This is a genomic window from Variovorax paradoxus, from assembly GCF_009498455.1.
Taxonomy (GTDB): Bacteria; Pseudomonadota; Gammaproteobacteria; order Burkholderiales; family Burkholderiaceae_C; genus Variovorax; species Variovorax paradoxus_H.
On sequence record NZ_CP045644.1, the window covers coordinates 1,906,700 to 1,922,590 of the forward strand.

15 protein-coding genes are annotated in these 15,891 nt (G+C 68.9%); 4 read left to right on the forward strand and 11 right to left on the reverse strand.

The window, feature by feature from the left end:
* Window positions 1-2: 2 nt before the first annotated feature.
* The 3 genes from GFK26_RS08665 to GFK26_RS08675 are packed head-to-tail and all read right to left on the reverse strand — an operon-like array spanning window position 3 to window position 3,719.
* Window positions 3-857 carry an enoyl-CoA hydratase family protein gene (locus tag GFK26_RS08665; protein WP_153281626.1) on the reverse strand — a complete coding sequence of 285 codons (855 nt, stop codon included), beginning with the start codon at window positions 855-857 and terminating at the stop codon, window positions 3-5.
* The gene (locus GFK26_RS08670) at window positions 854-1,333 is read right to left on the reverse strand and encodes a MarR family winged helix-turn-helix transcriptional regulator (RefSeq protein ID WP_056576953.1); all 480 of its coding nucleotides are present in this window, start codon (window positions 1,331-1,333) and stop codon (window positions 854-856) included. Before GFK26_RS08670 ends, GFK26_RS08665 begins: the two co-directional genes overlap by 4 nt.
* Before the next feature lies 1 nt (window position 1,334).
* On the reverse strand, window positions 1,335-3,719 hold the full coding sequence (locus tag GFK26_RS08675) for a bifunctional salicylyl-CoA 5-hydroxylase/oxidoreductase (RefSeq protein ID WP_153281627.1): 2,385 nt from the start codon (window positions 3,717-3,719) through the stop codon (window positions 1,335-1,337).
* A gap of 119 nt (window positions 3,720-3,838) precedes the next feature.
* Here GFK26_RS08675 and GFK26_RS08680 point away from each other — a divergent pair, with 119 nt between their 5' ends.
* Both GFK26_RS08680 and GFK26_RS08685 read left to right on the forward strand, forming a co-directional pair.
* Entirely contained in the window at window positions 3,839-5,110 is a 1,272-nt protein-coding gene (locus GFK26_RS08680) for an SAM-dependent methyltransferase (RefSeq protein WP_153281628.1), read from the forward strand.
* Between the two features lie 11 nt (window positions 5,111-5,121).
* The gene (locus GFK26_RS08685) at window positions 5,122-5,451 is read left to right on the forward strand and encodes a DUF1840 domain-containing protein (RefSeq protein WP_153281629.1); all 330 of its coding nucleotides are present in this window, start codon (window positions 5,122-5,124) and stop codon (window positions 5,449-5,451) included.
* 17 nt (window positions 5,452-5,468) lie between these two features.
* Here GFK26_RS08685 and GFK26_RS08690 read toward each other — a convergent pair whose 3' ends face one another.
* Both GFK26_RS08690 and GFK26_RS08695 read right to left on the reverse strand, forming a co-directional pair.
* On the reverse strand, window positions 5,469-6,503 hold the full coding sequence (locus GFK26_RS08690; protein WP_153281630.1) for a Bug family tripartite tricarboxylate transporter substrate binding protein: 1,035 nt from the start codon (window positions 6,501-6,503) through the stop codon (window positions 5,469-5,471).
* Between the two features lie 71 nt (window positions 6,504-6,574).
* On the reverse strand, window positions 6,575-7,504 hold the full coding sequence (locus tag GFK26_RS08695) for a LysR family transcriptional regulator (RefSeq protein WP_153281631.1): 930 nt from the start codon (window positions 7,502-7,504) through the stop codon (window positions 6,575-6,577).
* Between the two features lie 123 nt (window positions 7,505-7,627).
* Between GFK26_RS08695 and GFK26_RS08700 the strand changes: the two genes are divergently transcribed.
* Complete coding sequence (locus tag GFK26_RS08700) at window positions 7,628-8,404, forward strand: SDR family oxidoreductase (RefSeq protein WP_153281632.1); 777 nt, start codon at window positions 7,628-7,630, stop codon at window positions 8,402-8,404.
* Here GFK26_RS08700 and GFK26_RS08705 read toward each other — a convergent pair.
* From GFK26_RS08705 to GFK26_RS08725, 5 genes are all read right to left on the reverse strand, one after another.
* Window positions 8,392-8,850, reverse strand: coding sequence for a MarR family winged helix-turn-helix transcriptional regulator (locus GFK26_RS08705; protein ID WP_153281633.1), 459 nt, complete (start codon window positions 8,848-8,850; stop codon window positions 8,392-8,394). The two genes, GFK26_RS08700 and GFK26_RS08705, sit on opposite strands and share 13 nt — an antisense overlap.
* 27 nt (window positions 8,851-8,877) lie before the next feature.
* A complete protein-coding gene (locus tag GFK26_RS08710; protein ID WP_153281634.1) occupies window positions 8,878-9,843 on the reverse strand; it encodes an alpha-ketoacid dehydrogenase subunit beta in 966 nt (321 codons plus the stop codon).
* The gene (locus tag GFK26_RS08715) at window positions 9,834-10,856 is read right to left on the reverse strand and encodes a thiamine pyrophosphate-dependent dehydrogenase E1 component subunit alpha (protein WP_153281635.1); all 1,023 of its coding nucleotides are present in this window, start codon (window positions 10,854-10,856) and stop codon (window positions 9,834-9,836) included. The genes GFK26_RS08710 and GFK26_RS08715 overlap by 10 nt, the downstream gene beginning before the upstream one ends.
* A gap of 99 nt (window positions 10,857-10,955) precedes the next feature.
* Complete coding sequence (locus tag GFK26_RS08720; RefSeq protein ID WP_153285904.1) at window positions 10,956-12,176, reverse strand: ABC transporter substrate-binding protein; 1,221 nt, start codon at window positions 12,174-12,176, stop codon at window positions 10,956-10,958.
* 2 nt (window positions 12,177-12,178) lie between these two features.
* A complete protein-coding gene (locus tag GFK26_RS08725; RefSeq protein WP_153281636.1) occupies window positions 12,179-14,332 on the reverse strand; it encodes an alpha/beta hydrolase fold domain-containing protein in 2,154 nt (717 codons plus the stop codon).
* A 63-nt stretch (window positions 14,333-14,395) separates the two neighbouring features.
* Between GFK26_RS08725 and GFK26_RS08730 the strand changes: the two genes are divergently transcribed.
* Complete coding sequence (locus GFK26_RS08730; protein ID WP_153281637.1) at window positions 14,396-15,127, forward strand: TetR/AcrR family transcriptional regulator; 732 nt, start codon at window positions 14,396-14,398, stop codon at window positions 15,125-15,127.
* A 316-nt stretch (window positions 15,128-15,443) separates the two neighbouring features.
* Here the strand turns inward: GFK26_RS08730 and GFK26_RS08735 are convergent, their stop codons facing one another.
* A complete protein-coding gene (locus GFK26_RS08735) occupies window positions 15,444-15,884 on the reverse strand; it encodes a hypothetical protein (protein WP_228121952.1) in 441 nt (146 codons plus the stop codon).
* Window positions 15,885-15,891 lie beyond the last annotated feature (7 nt).

The window sequence follows — 15,891 nt, forward strand, 5'->3', positions numbered from 1 at the left end:
CGTCAGTCTCCGCCGAACACCGGCTTGCGCTTGGCCGCGAAGGCCTCGTAGGCGCGCTTGAAGTCTTCGGTCTGCATGCAGATCGCCTGCGCCTGCGCTTCGGCCTCGATGGCCTGGTCGATGGTCATCGACCACTCTTGCGCGAGCATGGTCTTGGTCATGCCGTGCGCGAAGCTCGGGCCTTCGGCCAGGTCGCGCGCCACCTTGGTGGCGGCGTCGAGCAGCGAGGCGCTGTCGTGCAGTGCGTTGAAGAAGCCCCAGGACTGGCCTTCGTCGGCGGTCATGGCGCGACCGGTGAACAGCAGCTCCGAGGCGCGGCCCTGGCCGATCACGCGCGGCAGCAGCGCGCAGGCGCCCATGTCGGCGCCGGCCAGACCCACGCGGGTGAACAGGAACGCAGTGCGCGTGGCGGGCGTGCCGTAGCGCAGGTCGCAGGCCAGCGCGATCATCGCGCCGGCGCCGGCGCACACGCCGTCGATCGCACCGACGATCGGCTGCGGACAGTTGCGAATGGCCTTCACGAGGTCGCCCGTCATGCGCGTGAACTCGAGCAGCTCGGGCATGCGCATGCCGGTCAGCGGGCCGATGATTTCATGCACGTCGCCGCCGGAGCAGAAGTTGCCGCCGGCGCCGGTGATGACGATCACCTTCACGTCGGTTGCGTAGGTCAGCGCGCGGAACAGGTCGCGCAGCTCGGCGTACGAGTCGAAGGTCAGCGGGTTCTTGCGCTCGGGGCGGTTCAGCGTGATGGTGCCGACGCCGGCCTCGAAACGCCAGGCAAAGTGCTCGGCCTTGTAGTCGGCCTTGGGTTCGAATTGCGCGCGCATGGGATTGCTTGCGCCGATGTAGTGCTTCATGCGGTCTCCGCCAATTGGCTGCTGTGGGAATGTTGCTTGACCTTGCCGAGCAGCTTGTGAAGCTGCGCGATCTCCTTGGGGTTGAGGCTTGAAAAAGCCTCGACGATCCAGTCTTCGTGCTGTTGCGCCATCTCGTTGAAGAGCTTGCGTCCGCGCGGCGTGAGGCGCACGCGCCAAGCGCGGCGGTCGCCCTCGACGTTGATGCGTTCCACCAGCCCTTCGGTCACGAGCTGGTCGGTGATGCCGGTGACATTGCCGCCTGTGACCATCATGCGGCGCGAGAGTTCGTTCATCTTCAGGCCGTCGGGCGAACGCTCGAGTTGCGACATGAGATCGAAGCGCGGCAGCGTGGTGGCGAACTGCGCACGCAGTCCGTTGCGCACCTGCTTTTCCACCAGCTGCGTGCAGGTGAGCAGGCGCAGCCAGAGGCGCAGCGCCTCGGGATGCTCGCTGTGGGCGCGTGCTTCGAGGTCCATGTCAGTGGGTCTCTTCGGTGTCGGCCGCGCGGCCTGCGGCCGCGGTGGCCGCGGCGATCTGCTGCTGCTTGGCGATCTCGCGGTACATCTGGTCGCGGCCGCTCAGGTACTGCTTGGGCCAGTCGACGTCGCGGCTTTGCAGCTTGGCGGCTTCGTGCAGCGTCCATGCGGGGTCGGCCAGGTGCGGGCGCGCCACGGCGCACAGGTCGGCGCGGCCGGCCGCGATGATGCTGTTGGCCTGGTCGGCGTCGGTGATGGCGCCCACGGCGATGGTCGAGATGCCGACCTCGTTGCGGATGCGGTCGGCGAACGGCGTCTGGTACATGCGGCCGTACACGGGTTTGGCGTCGCGCGTGGTCTGGCCCGACGACACGTCGATGAAGTCGGCACCGGCTTCCTTGAAGAGACGTGCAACCACCACGGCGTCGGCATCGGTGTTGCCGCCGGGCGCCCAGTCGTGCGCCGAGATGCGCACGCTCATGGGCTTGTCGGCGGGCCACACGGCGCGCATGGCGCGGAACACTTCGAGCGGGTAGCGGCAGCGTGCCTCGATGTCACCGCCGTATTCGTCGGTGCGCTGGTTGGTGAGCGGGCTGATGAAGGCCGACAGCAGGTAGCCGTGCGCGCAGTGCAGCTCGAGCCAGTCGAAGCCGCATTCGACCGCGCGGCGCGTCGAATCGACGAACTGGTCGCGCAGCGTGTCCATCTCGGCGCGCGTGATCGCGGCCGGCAGCTGGTTCTGTTCGCCGTACGGCAGGGCACTCGCGGCGAGCAGCGGCCAGTTGCCGCTTTCGAGCGGCTCGTCGGTGCCTTCCCAGCCCACGCGCGTCGAGCCCTTGGGGCCGCTGTGGCCGAGCTGGATCGCGATCTTCGCGCTCGACTGCGTGTGCACGAAGTCGACGATGCGCTTGAACGCCGCCTGCTGCGTGTCGTTGTACAGGCCCGTGCAGGCCGGCGTGATGCGGCCTTCGGGCGTCGGGCTCGTCATCTCGACGCAGACCATCGCAGCGCCGCCGAGCGCGCGTGCGCCCAGGTGCACCAGCAGGAAGTCTTGCGGCACGCCGTCGACCGCGCTGTAGGTGGCCATCGGCGAGACCACGATGCGGTTCTTCAGCTCGACGCCGCGCACCTTCAGCGGCATCAGCATCGGCGCCATCGCCTTGCCGCCTGCCAGCCACTGCTCGTAGCCGCCGAGCCATTGCGTGTCGCGCACGCGCAGGTTCTCGTGGCTGATGCGCTGCGAGCGCGTGAGCAGCGAGTAGGCGAACTGCTCGATCTCCATGCCCGTGTAGCGCGGCACGTTCTCGAACCACTCGGTGGAGTTGCGCGCGGCGTTCTGGATTTTCAGCACCTCGACGCTGCGGCGTGCTTCATAGCCTTCGAGCACATGGTCGAGCGTGCCGCCCTGTTCGAATTCGTTGGCCAGGTCGATCGCGTCTTCGAGCGCGAGCTTGGTGCCCGAGCCGATCGAGAAGTGCGCCGTGTGCGCGGCATCGCCCATGAGCACGACGGGCACCGAGCGGCCGTCGACGTCGATGCGGTGCGTCCAGCGCTCGCACACCACGCGCGGAAAACGGATCCAGTTGGCAGAGCCGCGCAGGTGCGTGGCGTTGCTGATGAGCGCGTGGCCGCCCAGGTACTTGGCGAACAGCTTCTCGCAGAAGGCAACGGCCTCGGGCTGCTCCATCTGGTCGAGGCCGTGGGCCTTCCACACGGCTTCGGGCGTCTCGACGATGAAGGTCGAGGTCTTGTCGTCGAACTGGTAGGCGTGCGCCTGGAACCAGCCGTGCTCGGTCTCTTCGAACGCGAAGGTGAAGGCGTCGAAGGTCTGGTGCGTGCCCAGCCACACGAAGCGGCAGTTGCGCAGATCGACGTCGGGCTTGTACACATCGGCGTAGCGCTGGCGGATGCGGCTGTTGAGGCCGTCGCTGGCAATGACGAGGTCGGCCTTGTACTGCGCGGCAATCGCCTGGTCGTCGGTGGCGTCGGTTTCGAACACCAGCTCCACGCCGAGTTCGAGGCAGCGTTCCTGCAGGATGTTCAGCAGGCGCTTGCGGCCGATGCCGCAGAAGCCGTGGCCGCCCGAGCGCACCTGGCGGCCCTTGAAGAAGACCTGGATGTCGTCCCAGTGGTGGAACTCGTTGCCGATGAGCGCGGCCGTGGGGCCGTCGGCCGCGCGCAGGTTACCCAGCGTCTGGTCGCTCAGCACCACGCCCCAGCCGAAGGTGTCGAAGGGGCGGTTGCGCTCCACCACGGTGATCTGCAGCGCCGGGTTGCGGGCCTTCATCAGCAGGGCGAAATACAGGCCGGCCGGACCCCCACCGATGCACAGGATGCGCTGGAGGTCCGAGGCGGGCGCGAGGCGGGGGGAGGTCAAGCTGTTCATGGTTGAATAGTTTAGGCATAAACAATCTGTTGTCAACGAGGGCTTCTCTGCAGAGGCCCGAGGGCCCGCGCGGCGTGTGATGTCATGCAAATCCTTGGAAAAATCAATACCATGGACGGATGCAACACTTGATACCCAAGATCGAGTCGCAGCTGGCCTCGCTGCCCGTGCCCATCGCACTGGAGTTGCCCGACGGGCGCCGGGTCGCCCAGGCGGGTTCACGCGTGACGCTGGCTTTCAAGGAGTGGTCGGTGCTGGCCAAGCTGGCCGGCCGGCAGGTCGGGGCCATCGGCGAGGCCTACGTCGAAGGCAAGGTGCAGATCGAAGGCGCCATGCGCGACCTGATCGACGCCACCGTCGGCCTGTTGCCCGGCAACCCCGCCGAAACCGACACCAGCTGGTGGAGCCGCCTGCAGCACCGCGCCAAGTCGCGCGGCTCGCACTCGCTGCGCAAGGACGCCGCGCAGATCGAGTTCCACTACGACGTCTCCGACGACTTCTACGCGCTGTGGCTCGACCCGCGCCGCGTCTATTCATGCGCCTACTTCCGCACGCCCGAGCTCACACTGGCGCAGGCGCAGGAAGCCAAGCTCGACCACATCTGCCGCAAGCTCATGCTGCAGCCGGGCGAGCGCTACCTGGACATCGGCTCGGGCTGGGGCGCGCTGCTGCTGTGGGCGGCCGAGCACTACGGCGTGGACGCCACCGGCATCACGCTGTCGAAGAACCAGCATGCGCATGTGCAGCGGCTCATCGAAGAAAAAGGGCTGCAGGGCCGCGTGCGCGTGGAGCTGCGCGACTACCGCGAGCTGCCCGACGACCACCCCTTCGACAAGATCTCGTCAGTGGGCATGTTCGAGCACGTGGGCGCGGCCAACATGCCGACCTACTTCCGCAAGATCCACGCACTGCTCAAGCCGGGCGGGCTGGTGCTCAACCACGGCATCACCTCGGGCGAGCTGAACTACCGCCAGCTCGGTGCGGGCATGGGCGACTTCATCGAGAAATACATCTTCCCCGGCGGCGAGCTGCTGCACGTGACGCACGTGCTGCGCGAGACCGCGGCGGCCGGGCTGGAGATGGTCGACACCGAAAGCCTGCGCCCGCACTACGCGCGCACGCTGTGGGCGTGGTCGGATGCGCTCGAGGCGCAGCTCGATGCCGCGCGCGAGGTGCTCAGCCGCAGCGGCGGGCGCCAGGGTCCGAACGCCGAGCGCATCCTTCGCGCCTACCGCCTGTACCTCGCGGGCTCGGCGATGAGTTTCGAGCAGGGATGGATCTCCTTGCATCAGATGCTGTCGACAAAGCCTGACGGCAATGTAGGGCGCGCGGGCGTCTTGCGCGGTGCGCAATCGGTGTACCCTTTTGCCCGTGACTACATCTACAAATAAGTGAGGACACCATGCTCTACCGCTTCAAATCCCGGGCCGCGCCTGACTTCGTGATGCTCGAGGTGCATGCGCGGCAACTGCTCGACATCGTCGGCAAGCCGGCCGCGCCGCAGGGCATCATCACGGTCGAGCAGATTCCGTCCGCCATCGCCGCCCTCGAGGCCGCACTGGCCCGCGAAAGCACCAAGCCCGCCGTGCACAACCACGACGACCACGCCGTGGAAGGCCACGATGCCGACGCCGAGAAACAGCATGTCGGCCTGCACCAGCGCGCCGCGCCGCTGCTGCACATGCTCAAGGACGCACAGGCCGAGAGCAAGGACGTGACCTGGGGGACCTGAGCCGCCCCGGCTTGTGATCAGTCCACCTTTGCGCCGGAGTCTTTCACGACCTTCGCCCACTTCACATGCTCACTCGCGATGAGCTTCGTGAAGTCGGCCGGCGAATTGCCGCTCGGGATCGCGCCCTGGGCCAGCATCTTTTCCTTGATCGCCGGCGTGCCCAGCGACTTCGCCACTTCCTGCTGGATGCGGTTCACGATCTCGGGCGAGGTGCCGGCCGGTGCCAGCAACCCGAACCACGAACTCGCCTCGTAGCCCTTGAGCGCGGGGCCGCCGGCTTCTTCCACCGTCGGCACATCGGGCAGCGCGGGCGAGCGCTGCGAACTGGTCACGGCCAGCGCCGTGAGCTTGCCGCCCTTGATCTGCGCCATCGACGAGGGCAGGTTGTCGAACATCACGTCGGCGTTCCCGCCCACCATGTCCAGCAGCGCCGGGCCCGATCCCTTGTACGGGATGTGGGCCATGAAGGTGCCGGTCATGCTCTTGAAGAGTTCGCCCGCCAAATGGATTGACGTGCCGCTGCCGCTCGATGCCATGTTCAGCTTGCCGGGATTCGCCTTCGCGTACTTGATGAAATCCTGCACGTTGCGGATGTTCAGTTTCTTGGCTGTTTCGGCGTTCATCTCCATCACGTTCGGCACCGCGGCCACCAGCGTGACGGGCACGAAGTCCTTGATCGGGTCGAAGGGCAGCTTGGGGTACAGCGCGCGGTTGATGCCGTGCGTGCCCACCGTGCCCATCAGCAGCGTGTAGCCGTCGTTGGGCGCGCGCGCCACGAGCTCGGCGCCCACGTTGCCGCCGGCGCCCGCGCGGTTGTCCACGATGAACTGCTGGCCGAAGGCCTTCGACAGCTCGGGCGCGACCGCGCGCGCCAGGATGTCGGTGGTGCCGCCGGCCGCGAAGGGCACGACGATGCGCACCGGCTTGGTCGGCCACGTGCCTTGCGCGTGCGCGGCGCTGCCCAGCAGCGCGAGGGTGGCCGCCGCCGTGGCGATCAGTGCGAAGCGGCGGGTAGATGAAGTAGCGGAAGAAGAGCGAGAGGTAAAAGTCATGCGCGTCTTTGTACAGGGGGCCGCCGCAGGCGTCGCGGGTAAAAACCCCGGCCTGTGAGGGCCATCGCCGCTCAACCCACCTGCATCCGCTGCGAGAAGCGCGCCTCGCGAAAGCGTGCCAGCACGAAGTCGACGAACACCCGCGTCTTGGGCGGCAGCAGCTTCTTGCTTGGGTAGTAGATCCACACGGCGCCCGAATCCTGGTACCACTCGGGCAGCAGCCGCACGAGCGCGCCGCTGCGCAGGCCGCGTTCCACGAAAGGCATCGGCAGCATCGCCACGCCGAACCCCAAGAGCGCCGCCTGCGCGATCGCCTCGGGGTCGTTGAAGATCGCGCGCGGGCGCTGCGGCAACTCGACCATGGTTTCTTCGCCGCTCGCATGCCGCAGCGTCCACGGCCGCAGCCGGCCCGTGGGCGAGGAGCGGCGCAGCAGCACGTCGAAGCGTGCCAGCTCGCCCGGATGCGCGGGCAGCGTGCGCCCCGCCAGGTAGGCCGGCGCCGCCACGGCGACCACGTGGATGCGCGCCAGCTCGCGCGCCACCACGCCGGGCGACAACGCGATGCCGCCGCCGATGGCCGCGTCGAAGCCCTCGCCGATCAGGTCGACCTGCTGGTTGTCGAAATGCCAGTCGGGCACGATGCCCGGATAACGCGCCAGAAAGTCACCCATGAACGGCAGCACGTGCTCGCGCCCGAAGGCCTGGCCCATGCTCACCTTGAGCGTGCCCGACGGCTGGCCGTCGTCCTGCGCGAGGCCGGCCACCGCGTCCTGCAGCGTGGCCAGCGCGCCGCCCACTTGCGCCAGGAAGCGCTCGCCGGCCTCGGTCAGCGTGAGCCGCCGCGTGCTGCGCTGGAACAAGCGCACGCCCAGCCGCGCCTCGAGCCGCGCCACGTTCTTGCTGACCGCCGCCGGCGTCAGCCCCAGGCGCCGTGCGGCCGCCGAGAAGCTGCCGCCCTCGGCACTCTGCACGAAGGATTCGAGGTGATTGAGCGGTTCCATGCCGCGATTCTGGCGCTCATCTTCAACTTTGGGTTGAATCTGATCGGGCCGATTGATGGCTACCGCAAAGGGAATGGAATTCCGACACTGAAGGCCTTCCTCCTCCAACTGATCGGAAAAATCATGGCTTCCACCTCTGTGTCTTCTTCGTCTTCCTCCCCCGTCCTGGCCGGCAAGGTCGCCTTCGTCACCGGCGGCTCGCGCGGCATCGGCGCCGCCATCGTGCGCCGGCTGGCGCGCGATGGCGCGGCCGTGGCCTTCACCTACGTCAGCGCCCAAGCCGAGGCCGACAAGCTCGCCGCCGAGATCCAATCCGCCGGCGGCCGCGCACTCGCCATCCGTGCCGACGCCGGCGACGCCGCCGCGCTGACGGCGGCCATTGCCCAGGGCGCACGTGCTTTCGAGCGCCTCGACGTCCTCGTGAACAACGCCGGCGTGTACCTCGGCGGCGACCTCGACACCTTCTCGCTCGACGACTTCGACCGCACCATCGACGTCAACGTGCGCGCCACCTTCGTGGCCGTCCAGGCCGCCGCGCGCCACATGGGCGACGGCACGGGTCGCATCGTCAACATCGGCAGCGTCAACGCCGAGCGCGTGTTCGACGCGGGCGCCAGCGTCTACGCCATGAGCAAGGCCGCCATCGTCGGCCTCACGCGCGGCCTGGCGCGCGACCTCGGCCCGCGCGGCATCACGGTGAACAACGTGCAGCCCGGCCCCATCGACACCGCCATGAACCCCGCCACCGGCCCGCGTGCCGCCTCGATGCACGACGTGATGGCGCTGCCGCGCCACGGACGCGCCGAAGAAATCGCCGGCATGGTCGCGTACCTCGTGGGCCCGGACGGCGGCTTCGTCACCGGCGCCAACCTGAGCGTGGACGGCGGCTACACGGTCTGATCGGCAGCGGCTGCGTCGATGGGGCCGGGCGCACGCTCCACGGCGTGGATCAGCGTGTCGAGCGTGTCGCTCAGCCGGGCCAGCTCGCTGGCATCGATGCCAGCGAACAGCTCGGCCTCGCGCTGCCGCCCGAGCGCACCGACCGTCGCGTGCAGCGCCTTGCCGGCGGCCGTGAGGTAGAGCCGGCTGCAGCGCTGGTCGGTCGGGTCGCCGCGACGCTGCACGCGCTTGTGGCGCTTCAGGCCTGCGAGCGCGCGGCTCACCGCCATCTTGTCCAGGCCGGTGAGGTCGGCCACCTGCGCGCCCGTGAGCCCCGGCTGCGTGGCGAGCACGGCCAGCGTGCGCCACTCGTTCAGCGTGAGCTGGTGCTCGCGCCCCACGCGCTCATGGAACGGCCGCGCCGTGAGGTTGACCACCCGCACCAGCTTGAAGAAGAGCGGGTCCATGGCCGTTCGTGTTCTGGTTCTGGCGTGTCAGCCGGCCAGCTTCTTCGCCGCCGCCACGATCGCATCCACACCGACGCGCGACTGCGCCTCCAGCAGCGGCGCATAGCCGACCGGAATGCGCGGCGCGCCCAGCCGTGCGACGCGGCAGCCGGTCGCCTCGGCCGCGCTCGCGGCGATCTCGGCGCCGAAGCCCGCGGCCTGCACCGCTTCATGCACCACCAGCAGCCGCCCCGTGCGCGCGCACGACGACAGCACCGTCTCGCGGTCCCAGGGCCACAGCGTGCGCAGGTCGATCAGGTCGACCGCGATGCCCTCGGCCGCCAGCGCGTCGCAGGCTGCGGCGCAAGGCTGCATCTGCTTGCTCCAGCTCACGAGCGTGAGCGCGTTGCCCTCGCGCACGCGCGCCGCCTGGCCCAGCGGCACCACCAGCGTGTCGTCCACCTCGCCGCGCAGGCCCCACAGCGTCTTGTGCTCGATGTAGACCACCGGGTCGCCGCACTGCAGCGCCGCGCGCAGCAGGCCGTGGTTGTCCTGCGGCGTCGACGGGCTCACCACCACCACGCCCGGCAGGTGCGCGAACCAGGCCTCGAGCGACTGCGAATGCTGCGCCGCCGACGCGTCCCAGATGCCGCCCGGCATGCGCGCCACCAGCGGCACGCGGCCCTGGCCGCCGAACATGAAGCGGTTTTTCGCCGCCTGGTTCACCAGCTCGTCCATGCCGCACAGCGCGAAGTCGACCACGCGCATCTCGACCACGGGGCGCAGCCCCGCGAGCGCCATGCCCACGCCGGCGCCCATGATCGCGGCCTCGCTGATCGGCGTGTCGATCACGCGCCCGGCGCCGTACTGCTGCTGCAGCCCCTTGTACTGGCCGAAGATGCCACCGCGGCCCACGTCCTCGCCGAGCACGACCACGCGCGGGTCGGCGTCCATCTCCTGCTGCAGCGCGCGCACGGCGGCTTCGGAATAACTCAGCGTGGTCGTCACAGCCATTGGCCTGCTCCCGTGGTCTGCACGTCGGTGAAGGCGGCGCTCGCCTCGGGCCAGGGCGCCGCGTCGGCCACGGCAAGGGCGGTGTCCACCTCGTCGCGCGCGGCGTTCTCGATGGCGTCCAGCGCCGCGGCGGCCACGCCGGTGTCGAGCAGGTGGCCGCGGGCGCGCGCGATCGGGTCGGTCTCCAGCGCCGCCGCCAGCTCGGCCGGGTCGCGGTAGGCCGCGAGGTCGACCGACACATGGCCCTTCACGCGGTAGGTGAGCGCGTGCAGCAGGCGCGGACCGGCGCCGCTGCGCACCTCGGCCACAAGACGCGCGGCGGTGTCGTGCACCGCGAACACGTCGTTGCCGTCGACCTGTGTGGCCGCGATGTCCATCGACGCGGCGCGCGCCGAGGCGCCATCGCCCGCCGTCATAGGGCCGCTCGCGGTGGTCGCGCTCCAGCGGTTGTCTTCGCAGACGAAGAGCACGGGCAGGTCGTACACACGCGCCCAGTTCAGCGCTTCGAGGAACGGGCCGCGGTTGATCGCGCCGTCACCAAAAAAACAGACCGTGATGTCGTCGCCTTGCTTCAAGAGTTTTTGCGCATGCGCCGCGCCGACGGCGATCGGCAAGCCCGCCGCCACCACGCCGTTGGCGCCGAGCATGCCGACCGAGAAGTCCGCGATGTGCATCGAGCCGCCCTTGCCGCCGTTGAAGCCCGTGGCCTTGCCGAACAGCTCGCACATCATCCGCGTGAGGTCCGCGCCCTTGGCCAGCGTGTGGCCGTGGCCGCGGTGCGTGGAGGTGAGGTAGTCGCTCGTGCGCAGGTGGGCGCACACGCCCGCCGGCACGGCCTCCTGCCCGGTCGACAGGTGCAGCGGCCCGCGCACCTTGGCGGCCCCGCCCGCCTGCTGGCCGTAGGCACTGACCCCGCCCTGGCTGGCGGTTTCGGCGGCATTCTCGAAGGCGCGGATGCGCACCATGACGCGGTACAGCGCCTCGCCGGCGCTGAGGGAGCGGTGTGATTCCATGTTGTCTCCAGCGCTGGTGAGGTCTGCGCTTGGAGAAAAATCGTATCAAACGTGACGGAATCAGGTATCGGGCTTACCCGCCGCTGCCGGGCGACCTCCTCAGGGCTTCTTGACCAGGTTGCAGCGAGATTCCGCCAGCGGCTGGAACGCCTGGTCGCCGGGTACCACGGCCTTCACGTTGTAGAAGTCCCAGGGCTCCTTCGACTCCGACGGCTTCTTGACCTGCACGAGCAGCATGTCGTGCACCATGCGCCCGTCGTCGCGGATGTGGCCGTTGGCCGCGAACATGTCGTTGATGCGCACCGACTTCATCTGCTTCATGACGGCGTCCGCGTCGTCGGTACCGATAGCCTGCACGGCCTTCAGGTAGTTGGTCACCGCCGAGTAGGTGCCGGCGTGGATGAGGTTGGGCATCTTCTTCTGCTTCTCGAAGAAGCGCCGGCTCCACTCGCGCGTCTGCGCGTTGAGGTTCCAGTAGAAGGCCTCGGTCAGCACCATGCCCTGGGCCGTCGCCAGCCCCATGGCCTGGACGTCGTTGAGCGTGCCGCTCAGCGGCACGATGGTCTGCGCCTTGCCGAGGCCGAACTCGCGCGCGGCCTTCACGGCGCCGATCAGGTCGCCGCCCGCGTTGGCGATGGCCACGCCCTTGGCCTTCGACGACTGCGCCTGCAGCACGAAGGACGAGAAGTCCGACGCGCTCAACGGATGGCGCGCGCTGCCGATCACCTTGCCTCCCGCCGCGGTGATGGCGCCCGAGGCCTCCTGCTCGATGGAGTGGCCGAGCGCGTAGTCCACGGTGATGAAGTACCAGCTGTCGGTGCCCGCCTTCGTCAGCGCCGCCACGGTGGGGCGCGACGTGGCATAGGCGTCCCACGTGTAGCTCACCGTGTAGGGCGAGCATTCCTCGTTGGTCAGGCGCATCGAGCCGGGCCCGGTGGCGAACAGCAGGCGCTTCTTCTCCCGCGCCACGTTCGAGACGGCCAGCGCCACCGCCGAGTTGATGGCGTCCACCACGATGTCGACGCGCTGCGTGTCGAACCACTCGCGCGCCTTGTTGGCCCCGATGTCGGCCTTGTTCTGGTGGTCGGCTGAGACCATCTCGATGGCGAAGGCCGGCTTGGCGTCGCGCTTGAAGTCGTCGATGGCCATCTGCGTGGCCACCACCGAGCCGCGTCCGCCGAGCTCGGAGAAGATGCTGTTCATGTCGGTGAGCACGCCCACCTTCACGACCTGGCCCGAGAGCCCCGGCGCCGCGACGGCCGCGGGCGCGCACAGCGACAGCGCGCACGCCAGTGCGCAGGTGGTCATGCGATGCGGCATGCTCATGCGGCCTCCTTCTGTTCCGACGACGCGCGCAGGCCGCGCGCCCAGTGTCCGGCCTCGGCCAGCGTGCGCTGCGCCTCCGGCAGGAACGGGAACAGCGTGAAGACGTGCACCGAGTCGGGCACGAGGTCCAGGCGCACGTCGACGCCCGCCGCGCGGGCCGCTTCGGCGAAGCGCGTCGTGTCGCTCTCGAGCACCTCGCCCTGGACGGCCGACAGGAACAAGGGCGGCAGGCCGCGCAGGTCGCCGAACAGGGGCGACACCAGGGGGTCGGTGGGCTCGTGGCCCTGGAAGTACGACGCCGCGAGCTGCGTGAGCGAGTCCCGATGCGCCGCCGGATCGTCCCCCGAGTTCTGCCGCACGGTGGGGCCCGACAGCGTGAGGTCGGTGAACGGGCAGACCGCGATCACGCCCGCCGGTTGCGGCAGCCCTGCGCGCGCCAGCCCCAGGGCCAGCGCGAGCGCCAGCCCACCGCCCGAAGACTCTCCACTCAGCACGATGCGCGACGCCGCCACGCCACGCGCGAGCAGGCCGCGGTAGGCCTGGAAGGCGTCGTCGATCGCGGCGGGGTAGGGGTGCTCGGGGGCGAGCCGGTAGTCGACCGTGTAGCAATCACCGCCCAGGGCCGCCGACAGCCGTCCGGCGTACTCGGCAGAGCTCGCGGCCGAGCCCATTACGTAGGCGCCCCCGTGGAAGTGCAGCACGACGGAGCCGGCAGGCTGCGGTGCCCCGCCGTCCACGCGCAAGGCCGGCACGCCGTTGAGTTCGACCGGCGTGACGCCGAGCGTGGCGGGTGCGGGAAAGTGCGTCGTGAGGAAGCGTTCGTAGGCCTCGCGCTGCCCCCGGTGCCCGCGCGCGATGTCTTCGGAGCCGATGGCGCTCTTCCATAGGTCGAAGGCGCGCTGGCTTTCGGGCCGCGCCATGCGCTTGCCTTCGCGTGCCGCGCTCAGGCCCACCACTTCGCCGGCCGGCTGTTGGGCCGCTTCCAGGATGTTGTGGCCCCACGCAAACGCCCACGAGGTTTCGGCGAGCGGATCGATGCGCGAGAGGCCGCGCCAACGGCCGTTGCGGTGACGCACCGATTCCTCGTCGGGCTCGTGCGACTGCTTCACGGCAAAGCGCGCGCCGGCCTGGATGCGCGTGGTGCGCGGCTGGCGGCGGCGTTCGTATTCGAGCAGCGCGGCCTCCACGCCGCCGGCGCCGTGGCGGTGCAGGCAGGTCGCGAGCACCCAGGCGTCCTCGATGGATTGGCAGGCGCCCTGCGCGAGGTACGGCACCATCGCGTGCGCCGCGTCGCCCAGCAGCGTGATGCGTCCCGTGGTCCAGTGCTCGATCGGGTCGCGGTAGTACATGCCCGTGATGAAGCTCGAGTCCACCTGCTCGAGCATGTGCTGCACCGTCGGCTCGCTGCCGCGGAAGGAGTCGAGCATTTCGCCGATGTCGCCGCTCTCGGTCCACGATTCGCGTCGCACCTCGCTGGCGGGCACGGCGGCCAGGATGCTGTACAGGTCCTTGCGGACCCAGTACGACACTACGCTGCGCCGCAGGCCGAACCAGTTGTTGCCGGCCACCGGCAGCGCCAGCCCTTCGAGCCGGGCGGCCGGAATCAGCGCGCGCCACATGAGGATGTTGGCGAACTGCTTTTCCTCGGGGCCGCGCAGTGCGGTGCGCACGGCCGAGTGGATGCCGTCGGCGCCGATGACCGCGTCGGCCTCGATGACCTCGCCGGTCTTGAGGACCACGCGGGCACCCTTGGCGTCTTGCGAGATCGACGCGCATTCGGCGCCCAGGCGCACGGTGTCGCGCGGCAATGCGTTGTAGAGCAGGGCGACGAGGTCGGCGCGGTGCACGTTGTACATGAGCGCGCCATAGCGCTGCGCCGCCTCCGCGCCCAGCGGCGCGAGGTAGAGCAGGCGGCCCGTGTGCAGGTCGCGGTAGTCGTAGCGCTCGGGCACCGTGGCGACCTGGGCCAGCGCGGGCTCGAGGCCGAGCTCGCGCAGCACCAGCGTGCCGTTGGCCGCGATCTGCACGCCGGCGCCGATCTCGGCCATCTGCGCGGCACGCTCCAGCACAATCGCGTCGATGCCGTGATGCCGCAGCGCCAGCGCTGTCGTCAGGCCGCCAATGCCGCCACCCACAATGAGAATCTTCATTTTGGACACCTGTTTTCCGTATAGTTAACCGAGTTCGGTTAGTTAAGTTAACTCGATAAACTTATGGCCCCATCGGTAAAAACCCTTCGTGCGGACGGCCTCGAGACGCGTGCGCGACTGAAGGAAGAAGCGCAGCGGCTGTTTGCGCTGCGCGGCATCGACGGCGTGTCGGTGCAGGACATCGTTTCGGCCGCCGAGCAGCGCAACAACGCATCGCTGCGCTACTACTTCGGCACCAAGCTGGAGCTGGCGCGTGAGCTGGTCGTGGACGGCGCGCGCGTCATCGACGAGATACGCCAGGCCATGCTCGACGCGCTCGAACGGGAGGGCCAGGTGACCCTGCCCAGCGTGCTGGACGCGCTCACGCTGCCGTTGCTCGAGCTGTCGGAGCGCACGGGCCAGGCCACCTACATCCGCCTGATCGCGAACCTGCAGCTCAACAACCGTGCGTTCCTGCGCGAGGCGCTGGAGGACAAGTGGAACGCCGGCTACAAGCGCTGCTTCGCGCACCTGGCGCGGCTGCTGCCCGACATGCCCGCACCGATCCTGGAACAACGCCTGACCCTGGCGGGCAACATCTACGGCAACGCCGTGTGGGCAGCCTGGGAGTCTTCGAAAGACAGCGACGATCCCAGCCGTTTCTGGGAACGCGGCTACACCATCTCCAACGTGATGGACACGCTGCAGGGCGTGCTCGAAACACCGCCTTCGGCGCGCACGCTGGCGCTGGTCGATGCCAAGCTGCCTGCGCGGAAGACGACGGCGCGCACCACGCTCGCGCGAAAGAAGGCCTGACCTGCGCGGCATTTGCGTCCGCTTCGGGGCGCTCTCTGGCGCCGCGCGCTTCCCGCTCTCTTCTCTATTTATTCTTCTTATTTAAGTTAGTAGTAGTAGATAAGGGTAAACCCGCCCTGTGGACAGGCCGCTTTTCCCCTTGCCTGACAACAACTTGTGACACCCGAGACACTGTGCGCTCCTGTGCTTCCGTGGTGCTATCAAAAAAGGAACAACTTGGGCGCGGGCGGTCCTTCTGTGGATAACAGGGGGCTTGTCCGGAAACTGTCCCCAGAGTTTTCCTGAGGAGGCCGGGCCCTGTCGCCCGGCCTCCGGTTCACAGCTGAATGTCCGCGACGATGCGTGACACCTGGCGTTCCACGAGGCTGTGTTCCGCGGCCAGCGCGCGGATGGATTTGCCCGTGCTGTAGTCCGTGCGGATCTGTTCGTTGCGGATGGCGTCGAGGGCCCGTTGGGCCTTGGGCAGCACGAAGCGAAGCCCCGTGCCGTCGACGGCGTACTCGGCGCTGAGCGCGCGCAGGTTGTCGAAGCCGATCAGCGCGGCGAACGGATGGTCGGGCGCGGGGTTTGCCGGGATGTAGATCCGCAGCCCACCGTAGCGCGCGACGAACGACATGGTGGCCGACAACCCGATCAGGCGGGCGAACTCCCGCAACCGGGGCGGCAGCAGGTCGCGCGCCGGCGCGGACCTGCGCGGCCACGGCGCGATCGTGTGCGTTGGAAACGGCAGGGTGCTGACGAACTCGGGAGGGCTCATGGGTGGG